We start from the raw sequence: 23,927 nt of genomic DNA on the forward strand, positions 1-23,927 counted from the left end.
GTTCCAAAAGAATCGGGGTAAAAAGAGGTAGAAGTTATATTACGATTACAAAATCCCATGATCAAGCATGGCGATACCATACATGATATCTTAAGGGGGGACCACACCGATGAAAAAATTCGATTACACCCTGAATTACGAAGAGCTCGATTTGCGCAAACATCCAGAGCTATATACCGTCGGACGGGGAGAGCAGGGCGTGCTGATGGTGGAACCCTACAAGAGCGAGATTCTGCCCTATTGGCGTTTTAAAACACCAGAGATCGCGACCGAATCATCGGAGAAGATCTACGAGCTTTTTTTGGAATATAAGAAAAAGGATGATTTCGTTGGCATGGATATGGCGCGCAAGTTTCTGCAAATGGGGTACACGCGAGCCAGACGTTATACGAACCATAAAGGCGGACGCAAATATTCGAAAGAGGACGGTTCGATCCTTCCCTATCAGAATGACAAAGTGAAAGCGGAAGCCGCAGCTATCTTCAAGGCGCAGTGGGAGATTGCCAAGACTGACCCGGATTATATTGAAATGAAGAAGCAGCACCGGGAAAAGTACGAATCGGAGAACGAATAGGCACTTGGGTAAAAAATAGATGGCTCATCCTGATACTCCTTTTGATATAATGCTTTACGTCGATCTACAGGACGAAAACATAATGAGATCACTCAAGCTAAAGGAGCCTTCATGAAATTACCTAGTCGCCCTATCTCCATCACACTGACATGCATCGCGATGTATCTGTTCGTCTTGCTGCCATTACCTGCGTCTGCAGCCCAATCCGAGCTTGCGAGGCAGCGTGAAATGACCGCCTTCAGTCCACTGCAAACGGTTGTGGATCAGATGCAGCCCGGATGGAACCTCGGCAACTCATTGGATACGGTAGGTCCGGATGAAACCTACTGGGGCAATCCACGCGTTATTTCGGAATTAATCGGAAACATTGCCGCTCAAGGATTCAAAAGTATACGAATCCCCGTTACTTGGGACCAGCATATTGGTGCCGCCCCGGATTACCGGATAGACCCTGCTTACATGGCACGGGTCCAGGAAGTGATCAAATGGGCACTGGATGCGAATCTGTACGTTGTGTTGGATCTTCATCATGATTCTTATCTCTGGATCAGTCAGCTGGAAACCGATCATGACCAGGTACTCGCTCGTTACACAGCAGTGTGGACCCAAATTGCGAATCAATTCAAGGATGCTCCACTGCGGCTGATGTTCGAAAGTGTGAATGAACCGCGCTTCAATCGTGGAATCACTCAGGCGGGTGATATGGGGGCAGGAAGCAATATGGATGAGCCAAGGCAGCTTGCCCTTCTGCATGAATTAAACACGGCGTTTGTGAAGCTGATTCGCAGCACAGGCGGCAATAACGAAGAGCGTCCACTTTTGCTGCCTACACTTGAGGGTTTACCGACACAGGCAAGGCTGAACAGTTTGAGGCATACCATCACTGAACTGAAAGACAAGAATCTGATTGCAACCTTGCATTACTATGGTTACTGGCCATTTAGCGTCAATATCGCAGGACACACCACGTTTGATACCGAGACCAAGAATGATGCAGCCAACACGTTTAACAATATATACAGGACACTCGTCACGCAGGGGATTCCAGTCATTCTCGGCGAGTATGGACTTCTGGGATTCGATAAACATACGGATGTTATTGAACAGGGCGAGAAGCTAAAATATTTCGAATTCATTGGGCATGAGCTGAAGGAGAAAAAGATCGCGTCCATATTGTGGGACAATGGCCAGCATCTGAACCGGGAGACGTATGTGTGGTCCGATCCGGCTCTATTCGAGATGATTCAGGCAAGCTGGACAGGCCGTTCTGCTATTGGAGATCGTGATCTGCTGTACCTGAGACAAGGCTACCCCATTCAGGATACGAAGCTGACAGTCAAGTTAAATGGAACCAAACTCGTATCGCTCTATGCGGGTGAGCAGCTGTTGAAACAAAACGCAGACTATTCATTCAGCGGGAGTAAGTTGGTTATCCAAGCAGATGCATTATCCCGTATGGTTAGCAAGGGAGACCAGCTCGGCAAACAGGCCATCATCACGGCGAAGTTCAATCAAGGCGCAGACTGGACATGGAAGCTCGTCGTATCGGCCAAGCCCGAGCTGGAGAATGCATTCGGTACTACAGAGGCTTTCTCCATCCCAGCGCTCTTTCATGGCGATCAGCTTGCTACCATGGAAGCCGTCTATTCCTCTGGAGAGTTTACTGCTCCGCAGAACTGGACTCCTTACAAAGAATTCCTGACTACATTTGCACCTTCTTATGAAACAAATCAACTGATTCTGCAGCCGGAATGGCTCAATGAACTGCATATTGGGCAGATTGATCTGGCCTTCCATTTCTGGAGCGGTGAGGTCATTCACTATACGCTGTTCAAAAGCGGGAACCATATAACAGGGAAGGCACTTCATTGATGAACCGTACAGCCAGGCGTAGAATGGACAGCATGGTATGCTCTGCGAGCGGGAAGTTCGCAAGGCTGTGAAGAAGGTGATGACATGTTATGGGTAATTGGGGTCCTCGGTATCGTTCTACATACGCTGTGCACGACAGGAGCCGGTGTAGGAATGGTGATAGGCTTCGTTTTTTTCCTGGTTGGTTTCGGGGAGATGAAGAACAAGTCACGGACGCTTAGCAGTCTACTGCTGAGCAAGGATACACTGATGATTGTGGGAACGATGGGCGTTGTGCTTGTTTATTTTCTTCTCTCCTACTGGAATCTGAAAATGATTGGTGATGCAACCTTTCCGGGTCTGCTGGGTTCCGCAATCAGGGAAATCTCCGGGAGACAGCTGCTAACTGCAGCAGTCTTGTACGCGCTCTGGACAACAATCAGCCTATACTGGCTGCTTCCGAAAGTATTCAGCTTTAATGGATTAGCCCTGAAAATTCAGCTGATTGCACTCGGTGCAGCAGGAACCAGCATTCTGTATGGCATTATTAAAATGGTTATGACATAAACGCTGACAGCAAGGATGTTTGCTGCCAGCGTTTTTCCTATCGATTCAGGCCCATGCCCTTTGTGCTTATCCATTCTGAGGACGCGGAGTCAGCATTCCTCCAACCACTCGCAGGATCTGTCTGCGTGGTAAAACACGGGCCAATTGAGCCGTCCAGTAATTCGATGCACCCGGCACAGCGTAGGGCTTACCCGATTTCAATGCCTTCATCGCCACTTCTACCACATGCTCAGGCGTATCCCGTTTTCCAACAGAGGCTTCTTCAGCGTTTACAACATCAAAGAAGGACGTCTCTGTCGCACCGGGACATATGGCCAAAAAGCGAACTCCACGCCGTCTATTCTCTTCGTATAATGCTTCTGTGAAGGAAAGAACGAATGATTTGGTTGCCCCGTATACAGCCATAAACGGATCAGGCTGAAAGGCTGCCGTGGAAGAGACATTGATCACCGTTCCATTGCGCGTTTGCAGCATTGCCGGCAGGAATAGATGGGTCATGTTTGTTACAGCCAGTACATTAAGCAAGATCTCCTCCTGCTGGCGCAAGCCATCCACCTGTTCAAACCACCCATGTGTTGCAAAGCCTGCATTATTGATTAAGGTATCCACACGTATGCCCCGATTTTTACATTCATCATAGATCTGCTTTGGTGCATTCACTTCAGAGAGATCTGCTACGATGACCTCTGCTCTCACTTTATATGTTCGTTCTATGCGTTCTGCCAGCTGCTTCAGTTTTGCTTCCGATCTGGCCACAAGCACGACATGATGTCCCTTTGAAGCCATTTCCAATGCAAAAGCCTGTCCGATACCCGAGGAAGCTCCAGTGACTAGTGCCCATTGATTTTGAATTTTTCTCATTTTTCATCCGCCTTTTATACATTCGTTTTTTATTGGAAACATTGTTTCCTAATGAAAACATAGTATCCCCCTTTTTTTATCCTGTCAATTCACATTTGGAAAATTGACGATATCAGGCACGAAACAGTAGAATACTCATAAGAAACGCAGTTTCCGTTAAAAAACAAATATAACGCTACGAGGATGAACATAAATGAAAGATCACTCATCAAATTCTAAGGAGTCGATTCATACGGTAACGACTTTTCAGGAAGCAAGACTCCAGCATTCCGAAAATCTGCGACAAAATATTGTGCATGCTGCTGCTGCACTATTACAGGAACATGGGCCTGAAGCGGTTACGGTTCGACGTGTGGCAGAACGGATGGAGTGCTCCACCAAGATCATCTATAACCTTTTTGGCAAGAAAGAAGGGTTGGCTAAATATCTCTATTTGGAGGGTTGCATACTCCTGTCTCAGTCTTTTGAGGCCGTGCCGCAGCAAACTTCATACCAACAGCACTTTCGCGCGCTTGCCTATGCCTACTGGGATTTTGGCATGACGCAATCCAGCTTCTATCAGCTGATGTTTGGTGGATCATTTGCCGAGTTCAAACCGGATGCAGAGAGTCTGGAGGGAACCGCAACCGCGATGAAGCAGCTCATTAATTTGGTAGAAGCAGCAAGTAAGCAGGAGATGCTTCAGGAAAAGGATTCCCTGCTTGCCGTTCAAATGATCTGGGCCCCCCTGCATGGTGTCATTCATCTGTACCTGGGAGGCCACTTGGAGAGTGAAGCTGCCGCCAAAAATCTCTATGATCATACGCTGTCCATGATTGTTCAATCTCTCTTTGGAACAAACACCAAAAAATAATTATTGTCCATAGCACAAAAAAGGAGTGAGGCCCAACTTGTTATGCTGAGCCTCTACTCCTTTTGTTACGTTAAAATAAGTGATGTTCTATTTTCTCTGATCGACGAACGGGCAGAATTAACGCGCTTCACCATTCTCCGCTTCCCAACGTGCAATTTCATTGCGAACGATTGGAGCAACCTCTTTACCAAGCAATTGAATGGCTCTCATCACCTCATTATGCGGCATCGTGCCGAGAGGAGTGTGCAGCATGAAACGAGTGATGCCAACTTCCTTGCGCAAGTAAATAATCTTCTGAGCCACGGTCTCTACGTCACCAACGTACAATGCGCCTTCAAGACTGCGTGCAGCATCAAATGTTGCACGGCTGTAGTGCCCCCAGCCACGTTCACGGCCCAGCATGTTCATGACAGCCTGAGCAGGTGGGAAGAATTTCTCAACAGCCTCATCCATCGTATCCGCGATAAAACCGTGAGAGTGTGAGGCCACCGTCAGTTTGGAGGCATCATGCCCTGCATGAGCTGCTGCTTTTTTGTACAGCTCCACCAGTGGAGCAAATTGAACCGGACGACCACCGATAATCGCGAGTACCAGCGGCAGACCGAGCAGACCTGCGCGTACAACCGATTCCTGGTTACCACCACTACCGATCCATACTGGCAGCTTCTCCTGCACTGGACGCGGGTAGATGCCCAGATTATTGAAGGAAGGACGATGCTTGCCTTCCCAGGTTACCTTTTCCGAATCACGCAGCTTAAGCAGCAGATCCAGTTTCTCATCGAATAACTCGTCGTAGTCGTTCAGATCATAGCCGAATAGAGGGAAGGATTCGATAAATGAACCCCGGCCTGCCATAATCTCCGCACGTCCATTCGAGATGCCGTCCAGCGTTGCAAAATCCTGAAATACCCGTACCGGATCATCCGATGACAGTACAGTTACGGCACTGGTCAGCCGGATGCGCTTGGTCTGTGAAGCCGCTGCTGCCAAAATCACTGCCGGGGATGATGCTGCATAGTCAGCACGATGATGCTCCCCTACGCCGTATACATCCAGACCGACCTCGTCAGCCAGGACAATCTCTTCTACAACATCACGAATACGCTGTGCGTGACTTATAAGTTCTCCGGTTTTCACATCTCGATTTGTCTCGACAAAGGTACTAATTCCGATTTCCATGTTCTGTTCCTCCCTGTTTATGAAGCGATCCGTCGTTCATCTAACCTATTGTAAGTAGATCACCTTTTGTTATGTATCTTAATATTGAACTATTTTGAAGAAAAACACAAGAGCCCTCTTTCTCCAGAGGGCATGATTTTGACATATTATTCTCAATTTCTGTGACATTCATGATTATTTCTTGGTCCCGATGTACAGCAGGTGAGAGGAAATCCCCAGAATTGTAGGATCTGCTGCCTTCTCAATCATGAATTGGATTAGCTCCTCATACTCCCCGCGCTCTTTCCAATACTGCTGCTGTTCTGCTGTGAGCATGGCTCCGAGGCTGGATGATCCAATCAAATTCACCGTTTCGAATCCGTGCTGCTCCATGAATGGTTGAATGTCCTGAATGTTAAAATAGTACGCTCCTGTGAATCGGCCCTGATCCTGATGGTCGAATGTCCCCTTTTCCATAAAAGCACGAATGGCACCCATATGATCATTCGGTTTCCAGTGCTGGGGAGACTGCAGCGAGTTAATGCCCATTCGCATTCGGCTTTGCATCGCGATGTATACCATGCCGCCTTGCTTCGTTACCCTGTGCAGCTCCCTTACAGCCGCTACCCGCTCCTGTTCAGTCTGGAGATGATACAGCGGTCCCAGCATCAGCGATGCATCGTATGTATCGTCAGCCAGCCCCTCCAGACGGGTTGCATCCAATACGTGGAATCCCTCGAACTGCTTCGTCAGATTATACTCCTTAGCCTTCTGCCTTGCGATATCCACGGAAGCAGGTGTCAGGTCTGACAGGGTTACTCGGTATCCATTTCTCGCAAGCTCCATCGCGTATTTTCCCGGTCCTGCGCCATTATCCAGAATAAGGCCAGTTGCTGGGAGATGTGCCCTGATGTAATGCATGTTAATGATGAACTCCAGCGGCTCCCGCTCCAATCTTCCCCATTCGTCAAACCCGGAATAATAGTCAATAATGCGTTCTCTTGTCATTCATTCGACACCTGCCTTTTTTTCATTTAGGGTCAAAAATGCAAAAAACCTGCCACCTCAACTAAGAGGCGACAGGTATGACCTTCGCGGTACCACTCTTCTTCATCCATGGACCATGCTAATGACAGATCTCTCCGTATCTACTGGGCCACAGAAACTCAGGAACACTGATGACGGAGGTTAGCCCGTCAGGATCTAATCTCAGTCCGTCTGAATGACTGCTGCTCAATCCTGCCGCTCACAGGCGAGTTGGGGATAGGTTGGACTGCCTTGCACCATGCAGCAGTTCTCTGGGCCAGCCTTAGTCCTTAATACTCCTGATCATTGCGTTTACCTGTTAAATTTCAGAAAGTATATATCATCCATATATTTCCTGTCAATGCATCTCGAAAGATTCTTACAACACGAAATACATGTACCTCATTATATACGCTCACGCCTTGTTCATTCTGTTACATCCTTAAATATGTAACCTTCTAGATCTTTTTCACAAATTCAGACTTCAGCTTCATTGCACCCAAACTATCGATTTTGCAGTCGATATCATGGTCACCGTCAATCAATCGGATATTTTTGACTTTGGTCCCCTGTTTGACAACCAGCGAGCTGCCTTTCACCTTCAGATCCTTAATGACTGTCACGGTATCTCCATCATTCAGAACATTCCCGTTCGAGTCACGTACTATTTTGGTTTCTTCTGCGTGCTCGGTTTCGGATTCCAACGTCCACTCATGCGCACATTCCGGGCATACCAGCAGATTACCGTCCTCGTATGTGTATTCGGAATTGCATTTGGGGCAGTTAGGTAAATTGGACATATTGTTTGAACTCTCCATTCCTTTTTTGGGCTTCTCGCAAGTATACGGGATTCCTCATGTTCCTTCCAGCGATTTGATCACGATAAATCCATGTTAGCCCCATTCTGCGTTCGGTTAATGGAATTTAAACGAAATTTAAGGTTCGCCTCTCCTTACTTTAAAACGCATCCTATACGATATACCTATCCGGGAGAGATTCCCGAAACCCATCCAGATTCCCAATCATTTCAGATTCGTATTTGTTCAAATACATTGAGATCGGGCTGCTGCCCGTCCGTGAAATATTTTTCCAAAGGAGTTCCCTGTTATGTCCATGTCTATGTCTTCTTATATTTTCCCTGTACAAACGGCTTTCTTTATCTTCGTAATCATTGCCATGTTTTTGCTTATTCCGTGGCTCATTTATGGCTATCGCAAAGACGGCTTCTTTAGCTGGTCTCGCTTTGCCGTCAGTTTTTCATTCATCTTTTATATTCTCGCTGCGTATTGTCTCGTCATCCTACCCTTTCCGACCACCCGCAATACGTGTGCCCAGCAGGCAGCCGATACGGTATATTACAATCTCGTTCCCTTTGCTTTTGTAAAAGATATTATGAAAGAAACACCGATTGTATGGTCCCAGCCGTCCACCTACATGGGGATGATCCAAGGCAGAGCTTTTCTGCAAATTCTGTTTAATGTGCTGCTGCTCATGCCTCTCGGCATATATATCCGTTATTTTTTTCAAAAGAGATCCTACTGGAAATATGCCCTGCTTGGCGGATTTGGACTTTCCCTGTTTTTTGAGATAACGCAAATCACCGGATTCTACGGCTATTACAGCTGCCCTTATCGACTGTTTGATGTCGATGACCTGCTGTCGAATACGTCAGGAGCGGTACTTGGATTCTTCGCAGCCCCGATCCTGCTTGCCCTATTCCCGTCACGTGCCAGCATTCAGGCGAAAAGCGAGCAAATTGTGGAGCAAAACCAAGTGTTCCCGATCCCTCAGCTGCTTGCACTCATCATCGACGGTGTTGTGGTGGTATTCCTATCCAATCTGCTCTCGATATTCAGTCTATCCAGTACCAATGTTATCAACAGCGCAGCTAATACAACCATCGCAATGCTCATAGTATTATTTCTTATTCCGAGTATCCGGGACGGCAACACACCTGGCTCCGCACTTATGCGCTTCCGGTATGTTCGCAGGCAGACAGGGAAACCTTCCATGCCGCTGCTGTTTAAACGCTGGCTCGCGCTTTATGTACCTTGGCTCATTTTTACCATGATCCGGCTCGTCAACGATTATGCCTTTGTCAATCATGAATCGGTGCTTGAGCCGTATAAAGTATGGATTTCGATCGGCATGATCGGTCTCTATATGCTTCTGTTCGGAGCACTCTTCATTCACGTCATATTGGTACTCTTCTCTAGAGGCAGCCGTTCATTCTATTGTGATCATGTATCCAATATCAGAGCCTCCCGTAAATGAATTACGCCCTACATCGGACACTTCGGACAGCAGCAGTGTATTGAATGGACACAAGAAAAGGCGTCTTCCATCAAGCATGACGGAAGACGCCTTTGATCTGTGTACCATGACGCTATAATTGCTCGTTTACACGCCAAGCAGTTCCCGCTTGGATGACTCTGGGTCATGCGCAAGTTCAATTTCATGATTGAAGATCAACGTCGCGCGATTCTCCTCATAAGGAGGCCAGTTTACACCAGCCGTTTCCGGACGGCCATTTTTGGCAAAGGAAATCCAGGCATCCTGCACCTTGCCCGCCAGTTCTGCAGCGGCTGCATCCGGTTCGGCGTTCATGGATTTCAACGCATGCAGTGTGTTAAAAGCAAAGAAGATATCAATGCTGTGGATCGACTTTCTCAGCAGTGGGTGTTCTGGCATGACCCAATCGAACCGGTACATCCACACCGGGGCATATTTCTGTTGAGCAGTTGCGTATTGAAGCGCAGAGCGCCAGAAGAACAGATCGGTCATGACCTGAGCCTGTCCATCTGCCGTTTTGGGATAGCTGTCCGCAATCGCTGCTCGGTTCTCCAGGTCAGGCGTCATGAAGTCGACGGCCTGTACCATATCGATCTCTTCCGAATAAGGGACATGCGGCTGAATAAACAGCGCACCTTCATGCAGGGTAGTTCCAATCAAGACAGGGATGCCTTGGGCAGCTCCCGTACGAACAGCTTCAAGTGGAGATTGCGGAAGCGTTACACCATCCAGCACGGGCTGAAATAACAATGCCATGGCTGCTCCGCTGTGTTTTTTGACCGTTTCGCCAGCAGCAAGGATCTGCTCTACCGGGAGATCTTTCAATTTATGCAGATCACCCTGGGTGACGCCCAGAACCTTCAATACACCGTTCCGGATCTCGACAGCCTGCTCTGCAGGCATGAATTGCGATGCTCCGCTTTGCATAATGGCACGGTGGAACAAGCCCTTGGCCGCCGGCATGGCCATCAATGCAGCAATGCTCATACTGCCTGCCGATTCACCGAATACAGTAACATTGCCAGAATCACCGCCAAAGGCTCCGATGTTATCCTGCACCCATTGCAGGGCAGCAACCTGATCCAGCAGGCCCACGTTGGTTGCGAACCCCTCCCCTAGTGGAGCCATATGCATGAATCCAAGAGGACCGAGACGATAGTTAATCGTCACAACGATGACATCGCCACGCAGGACCAGTTGGGTTCCATCATACAAAGGCTGGCTTCCCGCCCCCGAAGTGAATGAACCTCCATGAATCCATACCATAACGGGGAGAGGATGCTGGCTTTCTTTTTCCGGTGCCCAGATGTTCAGATAGAGACTGTCCTCGGACTCCACAGGAGGCTCCCCAAATATCCCTTCTGCTTGATGATGTCTTGGCTGTATATTTTCAGGTCCGAACTGCTTCGCTTCCCTTACTCCATCCCAGGATTCAGGAGGAATCGGAGCTTGAAATCGCAATTCGCCCACTGGCGGTTTGGCATAAGGGATGCCTTTCCATACACTCGCTCCATGCAGATGTTCTCCCTCAACTGTACCGTACCGTGTGTTAACTTGAAGTTCTCTCATGTGGCGTATACATCCTCTCTGCTATCAAATGTTCTACATACTATTGAGTATAGAGCCCCGCAAGACCAATTTACAAGTTTACCCAAAAGGACTCGGGTTGAGACGTTTCACGTGGAACTTTTATGCACACAATGAAGACTCCGCCAAGGGATCTGGCGAAGCCTTCTATGCTCTATTAACCTACATGTTGACATGTACTTTCACCGGATATGGGATCGTGTACTCTGCCCCCTCAATCCAAGTTCCCGTTACATAGTCACGTCCTCTGATGACGACCTGATCGGTATACACATCCACCTGCAAACCCTGGCTGCCCTCGAGATGCTCATCCTCATCCGTCCACAAGTACGCTACAGATGCAGCATTAAACATCGTTGGCAGATGACCACCACCTCCGTACATGGTGCGCGGTGCCTCCAGCTGCCAATGGGTATGCCCCGAGAACAAAATGGCCTGAGGGTAGCGACTTAAAATGGCCTTCACTTCAGCATCCTGGTTTACACCAAACCATCCCTGATCTTTCATTGAACCCGCTACTGTATCCATCAGTGGCTGGTGCAAAAAGACAAAGATCGGCTGGTCAGGGGATGCCTGTTCGGATAATGCTGCCTCGAGCCAATTCAGCTGTTCTGCAGACATATCGCAGTCCTTCGGATGGGGCTGCTCCGAACCCAAAAAGATATAATGATATCCTTCAATCCAGTGGTCATGATATGAATCCTTCATGCCTGTGATGGCGGTGAAATCATTCAATCGTTTCTGCCAGATGCCTTCCGTCGTCATGAGGGTATCTGTAATTTCGCTTTCCTTGTCCCCCACCTGATCTACATGGCCCAACACTTCACTGACCTCATGAGATGTCATTGTGGTTAGATTAATCGGGGGATCTTGCCAGAGGATGGCTCCTATATCATGATTGCCTACGGTATAATGTATCTCGGGTAGCACATTCCGGTACATGTCCAGAATACGCTCCAGTTCCTTGTATTCTTCCGGCAGACCACGATCCGTCACATCACCCACATGCATGATTCCGCTGCTGTCCTTGGCATACGATGTAATGTCGGCTAATGCCTTCTCCAAATGACGGTTGTAGATATGATCAGCTTGATCTCTCACATGGGTGTCCGTGATGACCTGGAAGCTGAATAGCGGTTGATCACGTTGTTGTTCATTTTCCATCAGGAATCACTCCATTTCAGTCCAATAATGCCAATCAGTATGAAGCCCATCCAGACGACGGACATCGCCTTCAGGCGTTCTCCCAGAAAGTAGTGGCCTACAACTCCAATCAGCGTAATGCCTACCCCCGACCAGATTGCATAGGCAACCCCTAGAGGCATATACTTCACTGCAAAATTCAGCAAGGTAAAGCTTGCTCCATAACAGACAAACATCAGAATGGAAGGCCACAGGCGGGTAAACCCATCCGAAACTCGCATCAGAATTGTACCGCTTAATTCCAGTCCGATGGCCAGCGCGAGCAATATCCATCCTATATAGGCATGGCTCGTCATCCAGTCACCCCAACTTCGAGCAGTTCATGAAATGACCGTACCGTCAGGTCGGAGAGTCGGATCTGTTCAGGATCACCTACAGCAATCTTCCATGCTGCCCTTGCAGAGCGGGCCATTTCCATATCCCCGTCCGTATCCCCAATCACAACGGATTCGCTAACCGAGACACCCATGCGCTCACAGGCCAGCAATAACATGTCAGGGAACGGTTTGCCCCGTCCAACCTGATCGGTTCCCACCACTACGGAGAAAAAGGACTCGATACCCATCCATTGCAGATGACGGAGAGCACTCTCCGTCTCATCTGCAGTAACTACACCCATCTTCAACCCCTTGTCTCGGCATTGCTCCAGAAATGCACGCACTCCCGGAAGGGGCTGAACGGGACGTGCCTTATTCATGGCATATTCCGCCTGCAAAAGACACTCCCTTACGATGATTTTGGCTTCTGCCCAGCTCAGCCCTGCTCGGTACCCATGCCACGTCAGTACAGCATAAACTTCCTCCATCGTTCCCATGGCAAGCGGCCCCCGCACATCATATCCATTCATCCGGCCATGCTCGTCGTGGCGCGTCCCCCAAATATGGGGGATCTCATCCTCAGCGAACGGAAGGCCCCGGGCGGCGAGCTCTTCCCTGAAGCTCTCCATTACACTATCCGTCCAGAATCCCCACATCACCGTAAAATCCAGCAGGGTTCCATCCTTGTCAAACAGAATGGCCTCAATCGGGATAGACAGGTTCCATAAATTTAATTCAGACATCTCGTTTAAGCTCCTTATTTCACCCGATCCAGTTCCTTCTGAGCCTTCTCTTTGGCTTCCTTTAGGGCCTGTTCAGCAGGCATATTGTTGATCTGCACCTGGTCTGCCGCATCCTTTAACGCTTCGTTGATCTTGCCACCCGTCGGATCCTGGAATGGAGCGGAAGCATGCGCTGCTTGCTGCAGCGGAACCTTGATCTGTGGATTCTCTTCACTGAACGCTTTGAAATCCGGATCTTCCTGCGCAGACTGACGAACGGCGATGTAACCTGTGTTCATGGACCAAGCCGCTGTATTGGCCGTCTCCGAGAAATACGTCAGCCATTGGTATGCCGCCTGCTGCTGTTCAGGACTTGCTGCAGCCGGGATTCCGGCCATGATTGCACTTGCTACCGGTTTGCCTTGTCCTACACCTTCCCAGCCCGGCTGCTCCATGGCTGCCACGATACTGAAGTCCAGGTCGCCCTGATCACCGCTGGAGCCGGTGTATCCTGCTGCTTTATTTTTCATGACATCATCAATTGTCTTGTACCAGTACTCCCATCCTTGTCCGCCAAAGTGAATGCCCATGATCTTGTCATCGTGGATCCATTTGCGGAACAGCTCCCATGTCTCTACCCACTCCGGTGAATCGATCATCACGGTCTTGCCGTCATCACTCAGAATTTGCCCGCCTTTGCCCAGTACGGCATCAACCATGTTTTCGTTGCCCCACATCGGTTCCCAGCCATAGAAAGTCGTTTTGCCGTTCTCCTGCTTGGTCATCTTCGCGGCAGCTTCCGCCAGCGCTTCCCATGTTGTCAGACTTGCAGGGTCGATCCCATTCTCCTTCAGGGTATCCATCCGGTAATACATGACTTGAGTGGTTCCGTACATCGGTAAAAAGTACTGCTTGCCGTCCACTTTCCCTTGATCCAGGAAGGTTTGGACGTAGTCCTCTTTATTGAAGTCCTGATCGGCAGCAATCATCTCGTCCATGGATGCATAATATCCTTTGCGAGCCCAGTCCATATTGGCACTGAGTACAGCTGCGGGTACCTTTTTGGAAGCAATTGCTGCCTGCAGCTTTTGTTCCGTCTCCGTATAGTCAGCTTGTACAATACCTTTCACGACAACCTCGTTCTGCGAGGCATTGAAGGCGTCAATCGTTTTCTTCATGTTATCTCCCAGGTTACCTCCGAGGCCATACCAGAACTCAATCTCAACCGGACCGCTGGATGACGAATCCGCCCCGCTTGCTGCTGCATCTGAGCCTGTACCTGAACCGCTGTCCGCTGTGGAACCACAAGCCGTAATGAGGGCAAAGCTCGCCGCCAGTACCAGTGACATGCCGCCTTTCCACCTGAGTTTCAATTTTTTCCTCCACACTGTACTCGCCAGACTCCAATTCATTGTGATTCCTCCTATATAAATATGTTGTAAAAATCAGTTTTTGTTTACACCAGCCGTCATGTTTACACTTTGCATGATCGTTTTCTGAGTAAACAGGAAGAGAATGAGCAGTGGTGCAATAGTGAACGCACTCGCCGCCATAATTTGTGGCCATGCCAGTCCATAGGCTCCGCCTTCTACAAAGAAACTGCGCAGACCTGCGGATACCAGCTGCAGATTCGGGTCTTTCGTAATCAGCATCGGCCAGAAGTAGTTGTTGTACTGGTCGATGAACGTAATCAATACCATTACGGCAAATGTTGAGCGAACCAGTGGAGCTATAATGGTCCACAAAATGCGGAAATGCGATGCACCGTCGAGCTGTCCAGCTTCCACAAGCTCATGAGACACCTGCATGAATGCCTGACGAATCAGGAAAATGGAAAACACGCTGACACAGTTGGATACGATCAAGCCTGTATAGGAATCCAGCAGTCTGAGTTCGCTGAGAACCAGATAACTGGGCAGATAAACTGCTGTGCTCGGAATCATATACCCGACGAGAATAAGTCCGGTGAGTATGCCCTTCATTCGAAAACGCATGTGAGTCAAGGCGTAAGCCATCATGCTGGAGTTGATGATCTGGAATAGACAGATTGCAGCTGCAACACCTGTACTGTTCAGCATGTAACGGGCAAATGGAGCCGACTGCCATGCGTCCACATAATTGTTCCAGCGGAACGTCTCGGGCCAGAAGGTCGGCGGGAATTGCCAGATCTCATCATTGGTCTTGAAGCCGCTGATCACCATCCAGTAAAAAGGGAAGGCCATGGCCAGGCTGATTGACGCCAGCAGCAGATATCGGATGGCGGTACCCAGTATTTTTCCTGCGCGGGGAACCTTTTCTTTTTGTGTATTTTCACGGCTCGAACCCTTACTTGTTTGCTTACTTATCGCGGTCATGTCCATTAGTAGTGCACCAGGCGTCTGCTGAGCAGGAATGATACACCCGACAGCAGTACGCAGATCAGAATAATGACAACAGCAATGGCTGATGCCTCGCCTACATTGAAGGATTCAAACGCAGACTGATAATACATATAGAGCAGTGTTCTCGTCGATCCGGCAGGTCCCCCCTGCGTCATTACATTGATCTGATCATAGGCCTGCAAGGACTGGATCGTCAGAATGATCGACAGGAAGAACGTGGTTGGCGAGATCAATGGCAGTGTAATGCTTCGAAACTTGTCCCAGCTGCCTGCACCATCAATGGATGCGGCCTCGAGCAGATCGGATGGCAGGTTACGCAGTGCAACCAGGTAGAACACCATGGACCAGCCAATGGATTTCCACAGTGTAACGATGAGCACGGCCACAAGTGCCCAGTCCGCATCCCTAAGCCAGCCGATGGGAGATACGCCGACCCAGCCCAGCATCAGATTGGCAAGCCCCACCTCGGGTTCGAAAATCCATGACCATGCAATGGATACAGCTACCGTTGGTGTAACCCAAGGGGAAAACAGCAGCGTCCGGAACAGACCGGATGATTTGATTCGGCTGTTCATGAGCATGGCCAGTGCCAGCCCGCCAACGATAGTAGGGATCACACTCCCTAATCCGAACAGCAGGGTCACCTTCAGCGACTTGTAAAACTCAGAGTTGGTCAGCAGATAGCTGTAGTTCTCCAGACCAACGAACAGTTTATCCGGACTCATAAAATCCCAATCCGTAAAACTTAGATAAACGATGTATCCCAGAGGCCCCAGCCAGAAAACTAGCAGCGGGACCAGAGCGGGAAGGGTGAACAGAATTGCCTCTGTTTCCCTCCATAATTTCACACGCAATTCATACACTCCTCGTCGTTCAATTTTTATTTAACATTAGGGATAAACTTGGCTAAAAATGCTCTCTATTCTCTTCTGTACAAAAATGATTGTATAATACATTTGAAAAATCAATTTCCGGGTTATGTTAAAATCACAGGAAGTCATGTAAAATATGAAGACGTAAAAGGAAATCCCATCCATATACTAGAGGTGAGATTGTGGGAAAAGAAACGGCCGGAGAACAGGAGCCTACGATGGTGTCCTATCGGCAGGAACTCAGGGAGAAAGTCATAGACGCCATTGCCCATACCATGGATTTATACGGGGTTAATCATTCCTTTGGCCAGCTGTACGGCATTATGTATTTCGAAGATCGGCCCATGACATTGGAAGAAATGAAGACATCGATGAACATGAGCAAAAGCAATATGAGCTATGCGGTCCGTTCTCTTACCGAGTCACAGATGGTTTACAAACTGGAGGAGAAGCGAGAACGGCAGGATCTCTATTTGGCGGAAACAGACTTTTTCCGTACCTTTCAAAACTTCTTTGGTGCCAAACTCCAACGGGAGATCGACGTTATGCAGGAAAGTCTTCAGGAGGTCATCCCGGAGTTATCCGAGATTATCCTTGCCAGAACAACCCTGCCAGAGGAGCGGGAAGAAGCTTTACGGGATTTGCATAAACTTCAGCATGCGGAGCAGTATTATCAGTGGCTGCAGGGATTTGTAAACCAGCTGCGGGATGGCGGGTTTTATGGCAATGCCCCAGTTGAACATGATTAGAGCCGTGTAAATGGAGTGGCTAAAGAGAGCAGACAGTAGGAGAAATACGGTTCGTTGCAGTAAGGTTATGTGGGATTTTGCATCTAATAAGATATGATTCGTTCTTTAGAATACAGATAAGGCCACCCGATGGGTGGCCTTATTTATTATTGATTTTACGGATGATTATTGCTGTGCTGCAGCTTCGATATCTGCGTATGCCCAATGAGACGCGGGTACGTCAGAGAACGATTGTGAACCTGTACCCACTGCTGGGGTACGCTTGAACAACACATTCAATACTTTTACTGCTTCAGCCCGGGTCAATTGGCTATCCGGTCTGAACGTACCATCGGTGTATCCAGTCATCAGGCCAGCAGATTGTACATATGCGATCGCTTCTGCAGCCCAGGAATCTGTAGACACATCCGTAAAGGATGATCTAGCTTCCGTTGCTACAGTTGCACTGCCCGATTGCTGCTGCATCCAGCGGTATGCAATCGTCGCCATCTGCGCACGTGTGATCGAACCTTCTGGTACAAATTGAGTTGCGCTCATGCCATTCATGATCCCTGCGGATTGAGCTTGTCCAATTTCGCTGTTTGCCCAGTGAGTTGCCGCTACGTCGGCAAAATTACCGGAAATCGCAGATTTAGATTCACCCGTCAGGTTACGCGCCAACATGGCTGCCATTTGAGCACGAGTCACGACTGCATCTGGACGGAACTCGTCACCAAAACCTTTGATGTACGGTTTATTTGGTGTTTCTGCCGCTTTCAGTCCATCGACCACAACCAGTGTGAACGTACTGAATTTGCTCACTGTAAATTCGATGCCTTCACTGCCATCGTTCAGCTGAACCAACTTGCCTTGCAGCAATTCTTTGGTACCGTCACTGTGTTCAATATAGATGGCCAGGTTGTCCAAAGCCTTCTGACGTGCTGCTGCATCTGTCGGCAGACTATCACGCAGTGGCAATGTCAGTGTTACTTCACGGCTCTGCATATTCGTTTCGATTTCGACTGGACGAGCCAGTACTTTGACATTTGCCTCAGGCGTAATTTGCTGAATCAATCGCTCTTGCTTCGCGCGTTCTTCCACTTGCTTGCGCTCGGTTCCCTGCTTCATTGGCACAATGCGGAAGTACAAGTCTTGGTCGAAACCAGCGGTCGAAGCTGTAGGAATCGAAATGATTGCACTCTCTGTCGAAATCTCCAGCTTAAGTCCGCCGTCATTCAGCTGTTTCACTGCTGCTTTTGGCAGTTCAACGCGAGTCTCGGATACGGAATCATTGGCATCCGGAATGACGATGCGTGCTGTATCCATGCCAAGCTGTTTTGCTTTTTCTACAGATTCTTTGGCTGTCGCTTCAGACATCGTTACGAGGTCCTTCACCTTACCATTTGGCTCTGTTGTGCGTGTAATTGTTGTTTTCACCAAGTTGGTCCCGTTGGTACCATTCACATCCACCGTAAGTGTTTCTTTGTTGGTTGCAGGCGTTAATGTTACAGGTGTAGATGAAGATCCACCACCGCTTCCGCCACTGCTTGGCGGAGTGACCACCGGGGTCTTGGGTTCAAAAAACTCGTCAAATGCCGATTGAACCTCGGTATAGCTTCCATAACCGTTAGCCGGTTTTTTATCCAGCATCCATTGTGCGAGTTTTTCGATCTTAGATTCATCACTCAATGCATCTGCTAATTTCGAGAAATTCAATGGGAAGTCATCCAATTTTTCATGATCCGATTGTTTGTTGTACTCTTCCACCTCTTGTTGAATCATCAGAAGTGTAAACAAGGTCTGGCTCATCTCGTCTGCTGTGTTTACATTAAGAGACGGAGAAATGGTCAAGATCATAACCATGCCGAGCACAGCCTTATCCACTGACATACCCTCTTCTTTGAAGATGAGGCGAGCCATATAAGCGATCAATTTTTGATCTACAACAGATCCCTCTACGTACTTTTTGCTAAGCTCACGGAATTCTTCGTAGTCTTCGAAGTCTTCCATCGAGATATATTCATTGACTTGAGAAAGCTTCAAATAGAAATTATCCAAATGATTTTGCATCTCGGCCTGACTCGTTGCCTTATAGGCAAGCACAGCTTCATATGCCAGCTCAACGGTGTATCTTACTTGTCCTTCATTTTCATAATCATATTTATCCGGAAGCAAATCAATCAAAGCTTGAGCTACAGCTAACTGCTCTTCAGGAGTAAGATCATTGAAACCCGCAGGAAGTGTTACAAACTCAGGGCTGTTGCGGATAATAGATAGAACCTCATCTACATTTTCTGCATCCACTGCATCGTTTAGTTGTTCCATGGGTGATAATGGGCCAAAGAAAGCATTGAACGTTTGTTGAATTGCTTGGTAGCTTTCGTAACCCTCTACTGGACGTTTATCAATCATCCACTGGGCGAGTTCTTGATAGGTGTTGTGCTCCAATTGGTCAACCTTATTTAGATTAAGTGGAAAATCCTCCAAATGTCCAAAGTAAGGATCATTGTTAAATTGCGCCGACTCCTTCTGTAGCAATCGAAGGTTTACCAATGCACTGTGCATTTCAAGCCCGTTACTTAAGTTATTGATCGGGATATAAGTTGATAATTCAGCAGTTAACTGATCTTTAAATTGATATAAAGGTGTTGAACTGCGCATAAGTTCAAAGGTAATATTGTACGCCAAAATCTGCTTATCTACTACCGACAGATTGTTATACTTTTTTCCAACACTATAAATGGTAGAGATGCTGGAATCCATATTCCCCTTGAATACTTCAGGCAGACCTCTCAGCATGTCAAAATACGTTGTAATCCTCTGCTCCACGCTCGGCAAATCACGCGTTTCAAGGAGGTTCCGAGGGTAAACAACCAGGTCAATCACATATTGCACTTGATCTTTACTTACATAACCTTTGCTGCCGTTCATAAGCGTTAGAAACTCAGCCATGGATTCTTTCTCATCCTTGGTCCAGTTGCCAAAATCCTGAGGGAGAATTACTCCGACTTGCGGGTCTTGAACTGCCACGAGTACACCAGCTACATCTGCATGGCTTTTTGCCAAGTTTAGTGCCTCAAGTGGATCTGCTCCTCTATTCTCGGTGTACGTCAATGTCTCGTAAGGACCTGCTGGGCTACTTCCAGTTGCCTTCACACGCACCCATACCGTTTGCACACCGTCAAATTGAGGCGGGTTAGTAGAACTGTAAACAAACCAATCTAAGCCAGCATTCGTGCTATATTCCATCGTATCGTCTGCACCCACGATTAAGTTGGTTTCATCGTCGGCACTCACAGAAGGTACGGCAGGTGCAAAAAATGCATCAAATGTAGCTTGTAATTCTTCTGGGGTGTTATATCCTCCAATCGGTCTTTGATCAATTATCCACTGCGCCAATTCCATCCTCTTTTGTACGTTACTATTAATGGCTGACATCTTGCTCAGATGCAATGGGAGAGGTAGAGCAGCACTGTTTGAATGAGAGGCTATATACCGATTCACTAAATCATCCAGTTGATAGAGTTTATTTAAAACATCTAACATCTCCCCAGAATTGAAAGCATCATTAATACCATGGTAATTAGACAGCTCATTGATCATATATTCAAGCTGCATTTCATAGTTGATCGTTTCATCCGGATATCTCGTCGCGTTTGCAAATTGCATCCAACTCGCAAATATTTCCTTATCCGCTCCTCTTAGGATGTCGTATTTCATACCAGCATCATTCATTCGAAAGAACATCTCACCTTGGAAATTCCTTGTTGCCTGTCCAAATAAACGATACAGCTCATCCAACCCTTCTTTTACAAGATAGGAGTCAGTTTGTTTGGTATAGAGCACTAAAGAATACAGCACATTGAAGAAATACTGAGCATGGCTATCGCTATCATAGCTGTACTCTCGTGGTAGCAAGTAAAACCATCCCTCTTGCAATTTCGAATTTTTGATTATCATCCATGGATGTATACCCATCTGGTATCGTTAGAAAACCATTTTCATCAATAATGCGTTGGACCTCAGCAACGTTTGCGTTCCTCTTAGCCTCGTTGAGATCCCCTAGAGGTGAAGCTGCATTCGCTACCCCTCCTACACTAACAACCTGTAACAACAGAACTGCAACTAATAAACAACTTACTAGCTTCCTGTAAAACATAAACCTATGTCCTCCCCTTCTATTCCATTCAAATGGTCCGCAATTTAGGTCTATTGTAGTACACAACTCTGAACGGATTCTGAACAATCAATCTAAAAAATGGAATAATATCCTCCTTAAAGGTAAAAACAAGGTTGAATATCTACATTTTTCGTCATTATTCATCATTTTTTTAATTAACAGATAATCTCGAAGGCCTACTCCCCTCTATGTCGAGCCTATCAAATCAACGTGGAGAGAACATCAACAAGATTGTAGTTCAAGGACCCTTAACGAATAAGAGCGGGAAATGGGACAGGATCATATCATCACTCGCGGAATCGAGGTGAATATGTCATTTGTGTAAGCCTTATCAATCATTTATAATTTCGTTCATATGAACAATGTAGATCGATATGCCAACATTCGAAATAACGGTTGACCTATATTTAAGCCAAATGAATAGAAAGGGGGAAATAGCGTTGCTGCAGCTCACCGAGAGACAGGCACAGGAAATCGTCGACAAAATGATGCAGGACATCCCGTATAACATCAACATCATGAATGAACAGGGCATTATTATTGGAAGCGGCCAGAGAGAGCGGGTCGGAACCGTTCATCAAGGCGCTGTTCGGGCACTGACAACCGGAACCCGAATTGAGGTCTGGCAGGACGGGAAATTAGAGAAAATGGGTACCAATGAACCGATTACGATCAACAACCAGCATGTGGGTGTCATCGGAATTTCCGGCCATCCGGATGAGGTTCGCCCGTTCTGTAACATTGTACGGACAACGGTAGCTCTCCTCATTGAACAACGCAACCAATTGGAGAGTCTGGCTCACGAAACATCGCGCAAAAAGGCCTTTCTGGAACGCCTATTGAATCATTACGGCTCCTATTCCTTGAAGATCAGGAAGGAAGCATTGCAATACAACCTGGATCTGCAGCTGCCAACGACCCTCCTCTACATCAAGGCCAGTGGAAGTACTCCTGAATTCAATGAAAGTATAGGCAAAGTATTGCTGCAGTTCCCCTCTTTCTCCATGGAGGACGAAGGTGACGCACAGATTATCATGATTCAAAGCGAGACGGATCTTGATTCACTCCTTGAGCGAATACGTCAAGAACAGCCTCACTGCTTGATTTCGGTCAGCCGTAAAGAACCCAACGTTGCCGTTTGTTATGAGCAGGCAAGATCCGTCATGAATATTCTGATGGCACTTCAGCCAGCTACTCCTCTCCTCTATTTTGATGATGTGCACTTTCTGGTAAGCTTCAGCAAGGCTCAACTGACGTCTCAAGCCAACATCATTAGCAGGCTGGAAGATCACGCAGATCTGCTGGAAACCTTGCGCAGCTTCATCCACCATAATGGAAGCATGACCCTGACGGCAACCGATCTGAACATTCATCGCAATACACTGCAGTATCGCCTCAAACGTATAGAGAGCATTACGGGCAGAGACCCTCACAACTGGCTGGAACTGATCGAACTTACCCATGGCCTGCTCTCACTCCATCAGTGACAACAGCCACCATAACAAAGAGAGACGGGCATACAGCATCTGCACGCTGGCAGATCCGCACCCCGTCTCCGTTATACTCTCATTTATTATTTCATAACTAAATCATCAAGATCACAGACCCAACTTCAGCACTCTTGCAATATTCTCCATGGTACGCTCCACATTCTCCGGCCCTTCACGAAGCAGCTTACCCAGATCAGCTGCACCCGGTACAATACCGAATACAGCATCAATACCTTCCGTGTACAGCGTATCAATCCCTTCACCAACATACCCTGCAATGGCGATCACCGGTTTGCCCGCTTCCTTGGCGGCCTGTGCAACACCGTAAGGAGTTTTGCCGAATTTCGTTTGAAAATCGATTCCCCCTTCACCTGTAAACACCACATCTGCATCATCCAGCTTGCCCTGCAAACCTGTATACTCGATGACAATTTCAATACCTTTACGCAGAACGGCCTGGGTAAATATCAGCAGACCTGCGCCCAGTCCACCGGCTGCTCCGGCGCCTGGAACATCCCGAATATCCTTGCCCAGCTGCTGGTTCACCACCTCCGCATAATGAGAGAGATTGGCATCCAGCAGCTGTACCATTTCCGGTGTAGCCCCCTTCTGCGGCCCGAATACCCTTGAAGCACCATGCTCTCCGCATAACGGATTGGTCACATCACAGGCTACAATGAGCTCCACTTCCTGCAAACGCGGATCCAGACCCGACACATCGATATGGGCCAACTTGTTCAGATCCCCACCGCCACGAGCAAGTGGCTGCCCTTGGGCATCCAGAAACTTCGCCCCGAGCGCCTCCGCCATGCCTGTGCCGCCATCGTTGGTGGCACTGCCACCAATCCCGATAATGATTTTGCGAATGCCAAGATCCAGACATGCCCGAATCAGTTCTCCTGTTCCATAAGTGGTCGTGCGGAGAGGGTCCCTGCTGTCCGGGGTTACCAGATGAATGCCGCTGGCTGATGCCATCTCAATGGCTGCCGTAGTGCCGTCGCCCAGAATGCCATACTGCGCCATGACCGATTGACCAAGCGGTCCGCTCACCTCTTTCAGGTGAATAGCACCATTCGAAGCATCCACCAGTGATTGCACGGTCCCCTCCCCGCCGTCTGCCATGGGCACATGGATGTAACGGGCGGTCGGGTAGATTTTACGCAATCCTTTTTCCATCGCAATACAGACTTCCTTCGCCGTCATGCTTTCCTTGAATGAATCTGGTGCCAGTACAAATGTCTTCTCTCCCATTCTTCTCACCCCAT

20 protein-coding genes are annotated in these 23,927 nt (G+C 48.1%); 7 read left to right on the forward strand and 13 right to left on the reverse strand.

Going from position 1 to position 23,927, the window contains the following annotated elements; genetic code table 11:
* Positions 1–109: 109 nt before the first annotated feature.
* From AC3RCI_RS28570 to AC3RCI_RS28580, 3 genes are all read left to right on the forward strand, one after another.
* Positions 110–574 carry a DUF4385 domain-containing protein gene (locus tag AC3RCI_RS28570; RefSeq protein ID WP_127537517.1) on the forward strand — a complete coding sequence of 155 codons (465 nt, stop codon included), beginning with the start codon at positions 110–112 and terminating at the stop codon, positions 572–574.
* 111 nt (positions 575–685) lie between these two features.
* Positions 686–2,446, forward strand: coding sequence for a cellulase family glycosylhydrolase (locus AC3RCI_RS28575; protein WP_492527186.1), 1,761 nt, complete (start codon positions 686–688; stop codon positions 2,444–2,446).
* 84 nt (positions 2,447–2,530) lie between these two features.
* Positions 2,531–2,992, forward strand: a complete 462-nt coding sequence (locus AC3RCI_RS28580; protein ID WP_492527187.1) for a hypothetical protein — start codon at positions 2,531–2,533, stop codon at positions 2,990–2,992.
* A gap of 66 nt (positions 2,993–3,058) precedes the next feature.
* Here the strand turns inward: AC3RCI_RS28580 and AC3RCI_RS28585 are convergent, their stop codons facing one another.
* Complete coding sequence (locus AC3RCI_RS28585) at positions 3,059–3,853, reverse strand: SDR family NAD(P)-dependent oxidoreductase (protein ID WP_492527188.1); 795 nt, start codon at positions 3,851–3,853, stop codon at positions 3,059–3,061.
* Between the two features lie 193 nt (positions 3,854–4,046).
* Between AC3RCI_RS28585 and AC3RCI_RS28590 the strand changes: the two genes are divergently transcribed.
* Entirely contained in the window at positions 4,047–4,706 is a 660-nt protein-coding gene (locus tag AC3RCI_RS28590; protein WP_492527189.1) for a TetR/AcrR family transcriptional regulator, read from the forward strand.
* 117 nt (positions 4,707–4,823) lie between these two features.
* On the opposite strand, the gene AC3RCI_RS28595 is transcribed toward AC3RCI_RS28590, so the two are convergent.
* From AC3RCI_RS28595 to AC3RCI_RS28605, 3 genes are all read right to left on the reverse strand, one after another.
* Positions 4,824–5,885: an LLM class flavin-dependent oxidoreductase gene (locus tag AC3RCI_RS28595; protein WP_492527190.1), complete on the reverse strand. Its 1,062-nt coding sequence runs from the start codon at positions 5,883–5,885 to the stop codon at positions 4,824–4,826.
* Positions 5,886–6,059: 174 nt separating this feature from the next.
* Complete coding sequence (locus AC3RCI_RS28600) at positions 6,060–6,872, reverse strand: class I SAM-dependent methyltransferase (protein ID WP_492527191.1); 813 nt, start codon at positions 6,870–6,872, stop codon at positions 6,060–6,062.
* A gap of 476 nt (positions 6,873–7,348) precedes the next feature.
* Entirely contained in the window at positions 7,349–7,690 is a 342-nt protein-coding gene (locus AC3RCI_RS28605) for a zinc ribbon domain-containing protein YjdM (protein WP_154894499.1), read from the reverse strand.
* A 307-nt stretch (positions 7,691–7,997) separates the two neighbouring features.
* Here AC3RCI_RS28605 and AC3RCI_RS28610 point away from each other — a divergent pair, with 307 nt between their 5' ends.
* The gene (locus tag AC3RCI_RS28610) at positions 7,998–9,164 is read left to right on the forward strand and encodes a VanZ family protein (RefSeq protein WP_492527192.1); all 1,167 of its coding nucleotides are present in this window, start codon (positions 7,998–8,000) and stop codon (positions 9,162–9,164) included.
* A gap of 126 nt (positions 9,165–9,290) precedes the next feature.
* Here AC3RCI_RS28610 and AC3RCI_RS28615 read toward each other — a convergent pair whose 3' ends face one another.
* The 7 genes from AC3RCI_RS28615 to AC3RCI_RS28645 form a co-directional block, all read right to left on the reverse strand.
* Positions 9,291–10,751 (reverse strand): carboxylesterase/lipase family protein, encoded by a 1,461-nt coding sequence (locus tag AC3RCI_RS28615; protein ID WP_492527193.1) that lies wholly within the window; start codon positions 10,749–10,751, stop codon positions 9,291–9,293.
* Between the two features lie 180 nt (positions 10,752–10,931).
* A complete protein-coding gene (locus tag AC3RCI_RS28620) occupies positions 10,932–11,933 on the reverse strand; it encodes a metallophosphoesterase family protein (RefSeq protein ID WP_492527194.1) in 1,002 nt (333 codons plus the stop codon).
* Positions 11,933–12,268, reverse strand: coding sequence for a DMT family transporter (locus AC3RCI_RS28625; protein ID WP_492527195.1), 336 nt, complete (start codon positions 12,266–12,268; stop codon positions 11,933–11,935). Before AC3RCI_RS28625 ends, AC3RCI_RS28620 begins: the two co-directional genes overlap by 1 nt.
* Positions 12,265–13,032 (reverse strand): HAD-IA family hydrolase, encoded by a 768-nt coding sequence (locus AC3RCI_RS28630; RefSeq protein ID WP_154894495.1) that lies wholly within the window; start codon positions 13,030–13,032, stop codon positions 12,265–12,267. Before AC3RCI_RS28630 ends, AC3RCI_RS28625 begins: the two co-directional genes overlap by 4 nt.
* A gap of 14 nt (positions 13,033–13,046) precedes the next feature.
* Positions 13,047–14,423, reverse strand: coding sequence for an ABC transporter substrate-binding protein (locus tag AC3RCI_RS28635; RefSeq protein WP_492527196.1), 1,377 nt, complete (start codon positions 14,421–14,423; stop codon positions 13,047–13,049).
* A gap of 33 nt (positions 14,424–14,456) precedes the next feature.
* Positions 14,457–15,371 carry a carbohydrate ABC transporter permease gene (locus AC3RCI_RS28640; protein WP_261779984.1) on the reverse strand — a complete coding sequence of 305 codons (915 nt, stop codon included), beginning with the start codon at positions 15,369–15,371 and terminating at the stop codon, positions 14,457–14,459.
* Positions 15,371–16,246, reverse strand: a complete 876-nt coding sequence (locus tag AC3RCI_RS28645; RefSeq protein WP_336782517.1) for a carbohydrate ABC transporter permease — start codon at positions 16,244–16,246, stop codon at positions 15,371–15,373. Before AC3RCI_RS28645 ends, AC3RCI_RS28640 begins: the two co-directional genes overlap by 1 nt.
* A 236-nt stretch (positions 16,247–16,482) precedes the next feature.
* On the opposite strand from AC3RCI_RS28645, the gene AC3RCI_RS28650 reads away from it, so the two are divergent.
* A complete protein-coding gene (locus AC3RCI_RS28650; protein WP_336782713.1) occupies positions 16,483–17,013 on the forward strand; it encodes a GbsR/MarR family transcriptional regulator in 531 nt (176 codons plus the stop codon).
* A gap of 165 nt (positions 17,014–17,178) precedes the next feature.
* Here the strand turns inward: AC3RCI_RS28650 and AC3RCI_RS28655 are convergent, their stop codons facing one another.
* Positions 17,179–20,910, reverse strand: coding sequence for a DUF4073 domain-containing protein (locus tag AC3RCI_RS28655; protein ID WP_492527197.1), 3,732 nt, complete (start codon positions 20,908–20,910; stop codon positions 17,179–17,181).
* A 702-nt stretch (positions 20,911–21,612) separates the two neighbouring features.
* On the opposite strand from AC3RCI_RS28655, the gene AC3RCI_RS28660 reads away from it, so the two are divergent.
* Positions 21,613–22,659, forward strand: coding sequence for a CdaR family transcriptional regulator (locus AC3RCI_RS28660; RefSeq protein ID WP_492527198.1), 1,047 nt, complete (start codon positions 21,613–21,615; stop codon positions 22,657–22,659).
* Positions 22,660–22,770: 111 nt separating this feature from the next.
* Here the strand turns inward: AC3RCI_RS28660 and AC3RCI_RS28665 are convergent, their stop codons facing one another.
* Positions 22,771–23,913, reverse strand: a complete 1,143-nt coding sequence (locus AC3RCI_RS28665; RefSeq protein WP_492527199.1) for a glycerate kinase — start codon at positions 23,911–23,913, stop codon at positions 22,771–22,773.
* Positions 23,914–23,927: the final 14 nt, after the last annotated feature.

It is taken from the genome of Paenibacillus sp. MT124 (assembly GCF_058792755.1).